The organism is Parapedobacter indicus (assembly GCF_900113765.1).
GTDB classification, from domain to species: domain Bacteria; phylum Bacteroidota; class Bacteroidia; order Sphingobacteriales; family Sphingobacteriaceae; genus Parapedobacter; species Parapedobacter indicus.
In genome coordinates this window covers 92680-104203 of record NZ_FOQO01000006.1, presented here as the reverse complement: position 1 = coordinate 104203, position 11524 = coordinate 92680, and the positions used below count along the sequence as shown (strand labels likewise).

The window sequence follows — 11524 nt, the reverse complement described above, 5'->3', positions numbered from 1 at the left end:
GCAAACTTAACTAAAATTGCGTCATATTATACAGAATACGGACGCATTGTGCCACACGGATGCTACAGCGAGAAAAATTCCATAAAAATTTTCGACCTTATTGATTCGTACGGAAAAACGTATAATTTATACGATTTGTGGGTATGAATTGTGCGTTTTTTAATCTATTAATTTACTATACTTTTACTCCGTTATTAGTTAATGCCGAACATAGCTATTTGGAAGGGAATGCGAAGTTGCATATGATGCAATGTCAACAGGAGATTGTTAATGTCGGCTGTTGGCTATCTCTTCCATTTAGAAAAAGGATGTATCTTAGCACTGACCATATTATAGCCATCATGAAGGCAACATGTTTTTCAGAAGATAGAAAACTGCTGTTCAAGATTGCAGCGGGCGATGAGTTTGCTTTCAAGCAAGTGTATGATTACTACTTCCCGAAAATCAAGGCATTTGCATTTCGGGTGTTGTTAGACGTTGATTGCGCGCAGGAGGTAGCCCAAGAAGTGATGCTTGCATTTTGGCAAAAGGGGGATGGACTTCGCGAGATTCGGAATGTAGAAGCATTTTTGAAGACGTTGTCCAAAAGGCGCACCATAGATGCGTTACGCAAGCTGCAACGTGCCCGTGCTGTAAAGCGGAATTTAAAAGAGCAGTGGCAGGAAAGTAGCGAAGAAACAGAAGAGCGTGTATTATTGCGAGAGGTTCGACGGCTTCTTGAAGAAGGAATTGATCTGCTGCCTCCCCAGCAGCAAAGAGTCTATCAACTTTGTCACCAAGAAGGATTAAAATACGAAGAGGCGGCCCGACAACTCGATATTGCGCCCGGAACAGTGCAGAGTCACATGAAACACGCCTTACGGTTTTTACGAGACTATTTGAAGCTACATCACATTGACGTGGCTGTTTGGTTGCTCATCTTTAATCTGAACTAAAAATATCTTATTGTATGACAGCGTGTTGTGTTTTTTTTGACTGATCAATTACCTCGAAAGTTGGTTAGGTTCGACTAATGAGTTAAACAGACCGAAGTTATGGACCTTGGACGGCTCAAATACTTATACCGGCAGTATCAAGTGCAGGCGCTTACTGATGACGAACGCTCCGAATGGGAGTCTATCGTACAGGAATTTTCATACGATGAGGCGCTTCAGGAACTCCTGGATTCAGATTGGCAACAGGCCAAAACGAATCGTAATACAGGTTCTTCAGAAAGTTTAGCACAACAACGGATTTACGAATACATTGTAAATCAGAAACAACTAAGGCGTAGTGGTATTAAGATCCGTAAATGGATTCCCTATGCTGCAGCGGCAATTGTTGTATTTTTTATTGGTTTTTTTCTACTATATAATGAAGAGGTAAAGAAATCGCAACCGGATACGCCGGTAGCTATTTTACCGGGAGGCAATCGAGCAACGTTGGTTCTGGCAGATGGCCGTTCCATTGATCTGAGTGAATCGCAATCGGGAATCGTCGTCGGGGAAGAATTGAGGTACACAGACGGAAGTTTGGTGCTTAGCAAAGAGTCGATTTCGCGGATCCAACACCTAACCATGAAAATTCCAAAAGGTGGAACCTACCAAGTTACGTTGCCTGATGGGACTAAGGTCTGGCTTAACTCGGAATCTACGTTGCGATATCCCAGTCGCTTCGGAGACGCCCAGCGGGCGGTACAGCTTAAAGGAGAAGCTTATTTTGAGGTGGCAAAGGATAAGAAACGCCCCTTCCGTGTCGCCACAGCGGGCCAAAACCTGGAAGTGTTGGGTACCCAATTTAACATTACCGCCTATGATAATGAGCCTGCAATCAAGACAACGCTGGTTGAAGGAAGCGTTAAGATAACCAATTTAAGAGCGGGCGCTGACAATACATTGAAGCCGGGACAACAGAGCGTCATCACCGACGGAAATACAGCGATCAACGAGGTGTCAATCGAGCAGTTCACTGCTTGGAAGGAAGGTTTTTTCAGTTTTGAAGAAACACCGTTCGACGAAGTATTGGAACAGCTTGCCAGGTGGTATGATGTTGATATTGAGTACCGGAGAAAGCCCAATAAAACGTTCAGTGGTAAAATGAAACGGAATGCACGTTTATCGAGCGTATTGGATTTTTTCGAAGGATCGGGCATCTCCTTCCAATTGGTGGGACGCCGTTTGATTATTGAATGATAACGAGGCTAAAAAAGGAGGAAAATGGCTAGATAAGATAGTACTAAAAAACAAAACGGAGAGATGTTGACTCCATCCCTCCGTATGTTCGGACTAAAATTATAAACAAGATGATCACTGGATTATAAACCATCCAAACTTAACAAAGGTAATGATAAATTATGTATTGTTACGCTGGGGGATTCTCATGCCTCATGCGATTAACCGACAATTTTTCCTAATTATGAGGTTCACAGCGTTATGGATTTTGCTGGGTACAATGCACCTGAGTGGCGAAACATTGTCGCAAACGATTACGCTGGATCGGAAGCATATTCATTTAAAGCAGATTTTTTCGGTCATTGAAAACCAGACAGGGTATACGGTGCTTTATAGTGATGAAATCTTACTTGAATCAGAACCAATCCGTATCACCGCACGAAAAATGCCATTGGAAACCTTTTTAACCAAGGTGTTGAAGCCTGCATCACTTACCTATCGAATCGATGGTACGAGTATTTTCGTTAAACCGGACACCAAGCATCGGCTGCCAGCTAACTATCGAGAAAATAACGTTCCCCTTGTACAGCCTCAACGGACGATAAGTGGCACGGTGGTCGATGACATAGGGCAACCGTTGGCAGGAGTGACGGTTTCGGTAAAAGGTACGTCTGCCGTTACTACTACTGACGACGGCGGAATGTATCGCATTGAAGTCCCTACCGGGGCGACCGTATTGATATTCACAAACGTCGGCTTTGAATCCGTAGAGCGGTCTATAAGTAATCAGGATCGTATCAATGTTTCGATGAAGGCGACAGTTAGTGATCTGGATGAAGTGGTGGTAGTAGGATACGGCACACAGAAAAAAGTAAATCTCACGGGAGCGGTTTCGATGGTCGAGTTTGACGACGAACTCAATAATCGCCCGATTACAAACGCATCGCAAGCGCTGGGAGGTACGGCTTCTGGAATTTGGGTTAGCCAAAATTCCGGAAAGCCGGGAGGAGATGGCGCTCAGTTGCGGATACGGGGTTGGGGAACCTTGAATAACTCGAATCCGTTAATTATCGTAGATGGTATTGAAGGATCTTTTGATCAATTGAATCCGAACGACATCGAAAGTATTTCCGTGCTGAAGGACGCAGCAAGTGCGGCGATTTACGGATCAAAGGCGGCAAATGGGGTGGTATTGGTTACAACCAAATCGGGAAAGTCTTCCGAAAAGATGACGGTCAATTTAAACTCATATTTCGGTCTCCAATCGCTTGGGAGACGATACGACGTGATTGACAACAGCGCGGAAAGTATGGAATTGACAAATGTAGCATTGACGAACGAAGGGTCTGCGCCGTTGTTTTCCGATGAATTGATTGAAGCCTTTCGGAATGGAGATGATCCCTACAAATATCCGAGCACCGATTGGTTTAACGAACTTTTTAAAACAGCTGCCATGCACGAACACAATGTTTCGATCCTGGGAGGCACCGCACAGACATCCTCATTTTTCTCCTTCAACTACCTGAACCAGCAAGGTATGGTGCCCAATACAGTATCCGAACGTTACGGCATGCGGTTGAATGTCGATTCCCGTGTAAATAATTGGCTGACACTGGGTGGTCGAATTAACTATTTACGACGGCAATCGAAAGAACCCTATGCCGACGCTACGTACGGTTCGATGGGGCGTGTGTTTGAAATGTTGAGCGGTGCGGCTCCCTATATAGCTCCCTACACACGCGATGGCCGATACGGTTCGGTGCAAGCCATCGGTGCGGATGGAAGTCTGTTGTATGACAATCGGAATCCACTGATCGATGCGGCAAATGGCTTAAACAAAATAGGTAACAACATATTGACACTCAATGTTAACGTTGATGTTAAACTAAGTGATCTACTTTCGTTCCGAACCACCTTTGCTTCAAACCGGGATTGGGACCTGACCGATAAGTACAATACCAGTGTCTTTGGATACACCGATACCGGCATCGAGACCATTACCAAAAATTTCAATCGGGAAGGGTTGGAAATCGATCGGACCCATGTGGGTTCGACCAATAATAATTTGTTTAGTACCTTAAATCTAACAAAGGATTTTTCGAGTGGTCATGAAATTTCAGCGATCGCAGGCATCCAATTAGAAGATAGTAAGATTGAAAATCTATATGCGAGGAGAACTTCGCCTCCCAAGGAAGGGCTGACGCAAGTGGATGCGGGAACTACCGGGATCCGAGGAGAAGGTAACATGACCAGTTTGCGTATGTTTTCTTACTTCGGCCGGGTTAATTATGCGTATATGGGTCGTTACTTATTTGAGGCTAATTTTAGGGCCGATGCTTCATCCAGGTTTAAAGCTGGAAATCGCTGGGGGCTTTTTCCGGGTTTTTCATTGGGATGGCGGCTTTCTGATGAAGCATTTATCCGGGATATCGATGTATTCTCAAATTTAAAATTGCGCGCATCCTGGGGACAACTGGGTAACCAGAACATTGCCGGATACTGGCCATTTTTGACGGTCATCGCGCAGAGCAATGAGTTAAGTTATAGCTACGGTGATGTTTTCTCGCCGGGAGCAGCGGTGACAGCGTTGGTTGATGAAAACATTACTTGGGAAACAACATCCACGCTGGATTTCGGATTGGACATGGGCGTATTTGATAACCGGCTTAACATTGAGGTGGATTATTTCAAAAGACGTACGAAAGACATTATCGTGCAGCTGCCGATTCCGCTGATTTTGGGAGGCTTGACAGCCCCGCATGAAAATGTGGGCGAGATGCTGAATAACGGTATCGAGTTTATAGCCAATTATGATAACCGAAAGACGGATCGCGATCAATTCGGGTTTAACGTCGGGTTAAATTTGACGTACATTGACAATGAGGTAACTCGATTCAACGACGGTGATTCGCCGGATCAATTATATCTGATTCGGGAGGGGTATGCTTACAACACATTATACGGCTACAAAGCAATTGGTGTTTACCAGTCAAATGACGAGGCCAAACAGCATATGCATGCAAATAGCTTTACACCCAAAGCCGGTAACTTGAAGTTTGAAGACCTTAACAATGACGGGCGGTTGACTTTTGAAGATAAAACGGGCTTAGGAAACACCATCCCAACGTACACCTTTGGGTTGTCTGCCGGTTTTCGGTATAAAGGCTTTGACCTGAACCTACTATTTCAGGGTGTTTCTGACGTAAGCCTATATACGCAGAATAATTTTACAGACATGGATTGGGAGAATCGGATGATTTCTACCAGATGGAGAAATGCTTGGAGCCCCGACAATCCGAATACCGACGTGCCGAGCCTGAAATTCAACAATGCTTGGGATGCTTCTGAATCTTCCTATTGGGTTCAGGATCTCAGTTATATTAAGCTGAAGAATATACAGTTAGGTTATGCAATTCCAACATTGGCATTAACGCGGATAGGGATCGAAAAGCTGTATGTTTACACGAATGCACAAAATGTATTCACGCTTGTCAGTAACGACGAATACGAAGGGTATGATCCAGAAAGAAATACGTTCAACAATGGACAGAATATGTATCCCATTCCGCGAATTGTCTCATTTGGTGTTAACGTTAGTTTTTAATGCGATGAAATTAAGATACATAGTAACCTCATTCTTATTTGTTACCGCTATGACGTTGGGCGGCTGTGTAAATGAATTTTTGAGTATTTACCCAGAAGATAAGATTACATCTGCAAATTTCCCAGAAAACGAAGCAGATATCAAGATGTTGTTAAACGGTACCTATGCACTGCTGCGCGAAAATTCCGTTTACGACCAAGGTCTTTTTGGTTTTGGAGTTCTTGACGGCGCTACCCCAAACGCTTATAACTGGGGAAATACCCCGATAGCGAAAGCAGGAAATGGTCAATTGAGGTCAAGTGATCAGCAGATGATCACATTTCGTTGGACGCGCCCTTATTCGATCATTTTCAGGACAAACTTTCTGATCCAATCCATAGAATCCGTCGACCTCAACGAACAGGCAAAGTCAATGTACCTGGGCGAAGCTCATTTTCTCAGGGGATTAGCTTATGCCGTATTAGCCGATACCTACGGAGGCGTTCCGATTGTCAACGGCATTTTATCCGCTGATTCAGCAAGGAGTGTTCGCCGTGCTTCGGTCGAAGACACTTGGCGTCAGGTGGTGGACGATTATGATGTCGCGATAGCCAACCTCGATGTAGATGCCCCGGAAGTAGGCCGGGCGACTAAAGGAGCGGCTTTGGGTATGAAAATGCGAGCTTATTTATATCAGAATAACTATGAAGAAGTATTAGCTGTAATTGAGCAATTGGAAGCATTGAAAAAGTACGGGCTATTTCCAAGTTATGAAGGGTTATTTAACGCGGAAAATGAAAATAACATGGAGGTAATTTTCGACGTACAATATATGGTAGGAGAGAATTCGCAAGGATCTCTACACGATCAATATTGCGGCACGGGTACGGGCAGTTGGACGCGTGGAAGCCGATACGTGCCCACAGATGATCTGGTCGATGCTTATGAAACGGTAAATGGAGCACCTGTTGATCCCAGCAACCCATTTGAAGGAAGAGATCCGCGTTTGTACTTTACGGTGGTTTTACCAGGTTCTTACATATTAGGCCATCGATTCCCCGACTATTTGTATCCCGGTGGTGCGTTCAATCATCCCGGCAACCGGCTCAAACACCTCAGCTGCCGTAAATATCGTGTCGATGACGAATCTGCATTACCCCCGTCTGGTCAGTCCTACATCAACAACATTGTACTGCGTTATGCCGATGTAATCCTGTCCAAAGCAGAAGCGATTATTGAAACGGGTGGAAACATAGATGAAGCAATTGACTTAATCAACCAGATTCGGACGGGACGGGATGATGTGAAAATTTCCCTGTTACCCCTGGGGCTTACCCAAGCGGAAGCAAGACAGCGGTTGCGGCATGAACGACGCATTGAATTTGCTTTGGAAGGGTTGTATTGGTCCGATATCCGGCGATGGAACATGGGTGATGAGCTATACCCCTTGCAGATAAAAGATCATAATGGCGATGTTATAGAAACCAAATTCCCGGACGGGTACCTGGATTTCTATAATCTGCTGCCCATTCCCGATAGTGAGTTGTCACTTAATGAGAACCTTACACAAAACCCGGGATGGTGAGTAATCCAACTAACAGAATGATGAGATTAAGTACATACCGAGCCTGTATTGCGGTCACTATTTTGATGATGTATGCTTGCGGTAAAACAAGAACGGATAATAAGCCGAATGTAATTATCATTGTGGCTGACGACTTGGGCTACGGTGGATTGAGTTGCTATGGAGATAAAAATGTCCGAACTCCTCATGTTGACAAATTGGCTGCAAATGGCCTGAAATTTACGGATTTTCATTCGAATGCACCGGTGTGCACCCCAACCAGAGCCGCACTTTTAACGGGGCATTATCAGCAACGTTCAGGCATGGAAGGCGTGATATATGTGCGGGGGGAAACGCGAAGTTTAGGCTTGGATACCGCGGAACTCACGCTCGCAGAAATCATGCAGCAAAATGGGTATGCAACGGGCCTGATGGGAAAATGGCATTTAGGGTATAAAAATGAGTTCAACCCCGTATATCACGGTTTTGACGAATTTCATGGTTACCTCAGTGGAAACATCGATTATCATTCTCATTATGACAACGCAGGCATCTATGATTGGTGGCACAATACAGACTCGGTTTACGAAGAAGGATATTCAACGGATTTGATTACGGATCACGCCGAGAATTTTATCGAACATCATGCGGCTGAACCTTTTTTCCTGATGGTCATGCATGAGGCGCCTCATGTGCCACTTCAGGGAAGAAAAGATCCACCTTATCGTTTCCCCGGTAAATCGTTCTCTTATCAGGGTAGTACAGAGAATGTATCCGCGACGTATAAGGAGATGGTCGAAGTGATGGACGAGGGTGTGGGGCGAATCATGGCTGCATTGAAAGCGTACGATCTCGAGGAAAAAACGCTTGTCCTCTTTATCTCAGACAACGGCGCGGAACCCATCGGAAATAACGGTATGCTGAATGGCGCGAAGGGTAGTTTACTGGAAGGAGGCCATCGTGTGCCTGCAATAGCTTATTGGAAAGGCCGGATCTCCCCCGGGGAATCAAGCGAGACCTTATTGACAATGGACGTATTACCTACGGTATTATCCCTTTGTAATGCGGGAACACCTTCGTCGGTTGTGTTTGACGGTATCGATTTTTCTTCGATTTTATTCGACGGGAAAGGCGCTTCCACGCGGCGTACTGTTTTTTGGCGGTATAACAAACAGAAAGCGGCTCGAAACGGCAAATGGAAATTGTGGATCGATCAAGCGGATACCACCTTGTTTAACCTGGAGTCGGATCTCGGGGAAATAAAAGACGTGTCAGACGACTATCCGGATATAAAAAGGCAATTAGGCGATGCCCTCATTGAATGGGAACGTTCGGTGGGGCAACCCGAGGCAATGAAAACATTATAAAAAGGGATAAGTAATGAATAAGTTAGCTAGGCTGCTATGGGTGATTTCAATGGTAGCAACCCATATCAATGTAAATGCTCAGCGGGGAAAGCGGGATTCGCTGCCCAATGTGCTGATCATTCTGACGGATGACCAGGGATATCAAGATGTTTCTTACTATGGCACCAAGGATCTTCGTACACCGGCTATTGACGCATTGGTACAAGATGGCCTCCGATTCGATAATTTTTACGCGAATGCGCCTGTTTGTTCGCCAACCAGAGCATCCTTAATGACGGGCCGCTTTCCGGATCGTGCCGGGGTACCCGGTGTGATCCGCACGCACGCAACGGACAGTTGGGGGTTTTTGGACACGTCTGCGATGTTGCTTCCCGAAATGTTAAGAAGCAATGGATATCATACGGCGTTGATCGGCAAATGGCATTTGGGGTTGGAGGCACCCAATCTTCCAAACGACCAGGGGTTTCACTATTTTCATGGCTGGTTGGGGGATATGATGGACGATTATGTGGTTAAGAGAAGGCATGGGATGAACTACATGCGTGAGAATAAGACACTCATTGATCCACCGGGGCATGCTACTGATTTATTTACCCAATGGTCTGTTAACTATATTCACGAGCAGGCAGAAAACGATGTGCCCTTTTTTCTGTATTTGGCTTATAACGCCCCTCATTTTCCGGTACAACCCCCGGACGAATGGCTAACGCGCGTACGTGAAAGGGAACCGGGTATCTCGGCAAAAAGGGTACGATTGGTGGCACTGATTGAACATTTGGACGATGGTATCGGAAAAGTGATTGCCGCGCTGAAAGAAACCGGACAATACGACAACACGTTGATCCTGTTTACAAGTGACAATGGCGGACTATTAGCGGACAGCGCTAATAATGGTCCATGGCGGGATGGAAAGCAAAGTGTCTATGAAGGCGGACTCCGTGTTCCTACAGGGGTTGTATGGAAGAAAAATATCCAACCGGGCAGCGTGACGGATTACCGCGCGATGACGATGGATATATTTGCGACATTGGCAGACTTAATTGGTACATCACCGATAGCAGGAGCAGATGGAGTAAGCTTTTTGCCCCTGTTGACCCACAAAAAGATGGCGGATGACAAAAATCGCCTGTTTTATTTTGTCAGAAGAGAAGGTGGAACGAGGTATGGAGGGCTTACCATTCAGGCCGTTCAACGGGGAGGGTGGAAGTTGCTGCAAAATAGTCCGTTTAGCAGGCAAGAGCTGTACGATTTGAATGCCGATCCTTACGAAACCAAGAATCTGATTGAGGAATATCCCGAGAAATACAAAGAACTGAACGGATTATTGATGAATCAGATACAACAGGGGGGTACGGTACCGTGGCAACCGACGAAAACAAAGTGAGATTGCGAATCCTATCCATTAATTTTAAACACATAAAATATGAGAACGATTGCTGATTATGTAAGCGGTTTTAACGGTCCGCGGGTCGGTTTGAGAACTGTTTTGTTGCTGATAATGGCGACGGTGCAGCAGGTAACTTATCTTTCTGCCCAAGAGTCGAATCGGAACCCCAATATCATTGTCATCTTTACCGATGACATGGGGTATGGAGACATCGGTGCATTCGGGCACCCGACCATCCGAACGCCCAACTTGGATCAAATGGCGTTTGAAGGGCAGCGGTGGACCAATTTTTACGTGGCGGCACCCGTATGCACACCCAGTAGGGCAGGATTATTGACAGGTCGCCTGCCAATCAGATCAGGTATGTGTAGCGAGAAGAGAAGGGTTTTGTTCCCAGATTCAAAAGGCGGACTTCCGTCTACCGAAATAACGATGGCGAAAATGTTGAAAAGCGCTGGATACAATACGGCTGCAATCGGAAAATGGCACTTGGGGCATCTTCCGGAATATGCTCCCAATGCGCACGGATTTGACTATTATTATGGGATCCCCTATAGTAATGATATGGATAAGGTTGAAAAAGGAAACTATTTTGAGTTATTGAGAAATCCGAAAATAGATTACTTCCATGTACCTTTAGTGCGCAATTCAGAAGAACTGGAGCGTCCGGCAAACCAGCATACCATCACCAAACGGTATACGGAAGAAGCCGTGAGCTTTATCCGTTCCCATACAGACAAGCCATTTTTCTTGTATTTGGCACATTCCATGCCGCACGTGCCATTGTTTGCGTCTGAATCGTTCGAGGGAAAAAGTATCCGGGGACGATACGGCGATGTGATCGAAGAAATTGACTGGAGCGTTGGCGAGGTGTTATCTGCGTTGAAGGAGAGCGGATTGGATCGGAATACATTGGTTGTATTCGCTTCGGACAACGGTCCGTGGTTGACGTTTGAAGAAGATGGCGGAAGCGCGGGGTTATTGAAAGGGGGAAAGGGCGGCACGTTTGAAGGTGGAATGCGAGTGCCCGGAATATTTTGGTGGCCGGGAAAAATCAGTCCCGGTGTGGTGATGGATATGGGCAGTACATTGGATTTATTTTCAACCTTCACATCGATTGTCGGCAAGGATCTTCCCCAAGACCGGATTTACGATGGTTACGATTTATCTTCGGTGCTGTTTGAAAACGGAAAAAGCCCCCGCAAAGAGATCTTTTATTACCGGGATACCGAAATATACGCTGTGAGGACAGGCAACTACAAAGTTCATTTCGTCACACAAAATGAGTATGGAAGTCAGGATAAGACATTACACACCCCACCGCTGGTGTTTGATCTGAACCACGATCCTTCGGAAAAGTATAACATTGCCAATGAACACAAGGATGTTATCGCGCAAGCAAGTGCTTTGCTGGAAAAGCACAAAGCAACTGTTAAGCCGGTAATCAATCAATTGGAGCGGTAAATAGTTAGG

At 45.5% G+C, this 11524-nt stretch carries 7 protein-coding genes; all 7 read left to right on the top strand.

The genetic code is table 11. From position 1 onward, the window contains the following. The first annotated feature begins 143 nt into the window (after positions 1-143). Positions 144-935, top strand: coding sequence for an RNA polymerase sigma factor (locus BMZ56_RS13215; protein ID WP_090627453.1), 792 nt, complete (start codon positions 144-146; stop codon positions 933-935). A gap of 99 nt (positions 936-1034) precedes the next feature. Beyond that, positions 1035-2171, top strand: a complete 1137-nt coding sequence (locus BMZ56_RS13210; RefSeq protein ID WP_090627451.1) for a FecR family protein — start codon at positions 1035-1037, stop codon at positions 2169-2171. Between the two features lie 223 nt (positions 2172-2394). Then, positions 2395-5754 (top strand): TonB-dependent receptor, encoded by a 3360-nt coding sequence (locus tag BMZ56_RS13205; protein ID WP_218146563.1) that lies wholly within the window; start codon positions 2395-2397, stop codon positions 5752-5754. Positions 5755-5758: 4 nt separating this feature from the next. Further along, a complete protein-coding gene (locus BMZ56_RS13200) occupies positions 5759-7318 on the top strand; it encodes a RagB/SusD family nutrient uptake outer membrane protein (protein WP_090627449.1) in 1560 nt (519 codons plus the stop codon). A gap of 17 nt (positions 7319-7335) precedes the next feature. Next, entirely contained in the window at positions 7336-8664 is a 1329-nt protein-coding gene (locus BMZ56_RS13195) for a sulfatase-like hydrolase/transferase (RefSeq protein ID WP_177195148.1), read from the top strand. A gap of 13 nt (positions 8665-8677) precedes the next feature. Then, a complete protein-coding gene (locus BMZ56_RS13190) occupies positions 8678-10048 on the top strand; it encodes a sulfatase family protein (protein ID WP_090627443.1) in 1371 nt (456 codons plus the stop codon). 39 nt (positions 10049-10087) lie between these two features. Beyond that, entirely contained in the window at positions 10088-11515 is a 1428-nt protein-coding gene (locus BMZ56_RS13185) for a sulfatase family protein (protein ID WP_218146562.1), read from the top strand. Positions 11516-11524: the final 9 nt, after the last annotated feature.

Bases quoted from the DNA above. Each gene is read 5' to 3' on its own strand.
- BMZ56_RS13200 (WP_090627449.1), top strand. From the start codon at position 5,759: ATGAAATTAAGATACATAGTAACCTCATTCTTATTTGTTACCGCTATG.
- BMZ56_RS13185 (WP_218146562.1), top strand. From the start codon at position 10,088: ATGAGAACGATTGCTGATTATGTAAGCGGTTTTAACGGTCCGCGGGTC.
- BMZ56_RS13190 (WP_090627443.1), top strand. From the start codon at position 8,678: ATGAATAAGTTAGCTAGGCTGCTATGGGTGATTTCAATGGTAGCAACC.
- BMZ56_RS13210 (WP_090627451.1), top strand. From the start codon at position 1,035: ATGGACCTTGGACGGCTCAAATACTTATACCGGCAGTATCAAGTGCAG.
- BMZ56_RS13205 (WP_218146563.1), top strand. From the start codon at position 2,395: ATGAGGTTCACAGCGTTATGGATTTTGCTGGGTACAATGCACCTGAGT.
- BMZ56_RS13195 (WP_177195148.1), top strand. From the start codon at position 7,336: ATGATGAGATTAAGTACATACCGAGCCTGTATTGCGGTCACTATTTTG.
- BMZ56_RS13215 (WP_090627453.1), top strand. From the start codon at position 144: ATGAATTGTGCGTTTTTTAATCTATTAATTTACTATACTTTTACTCCG.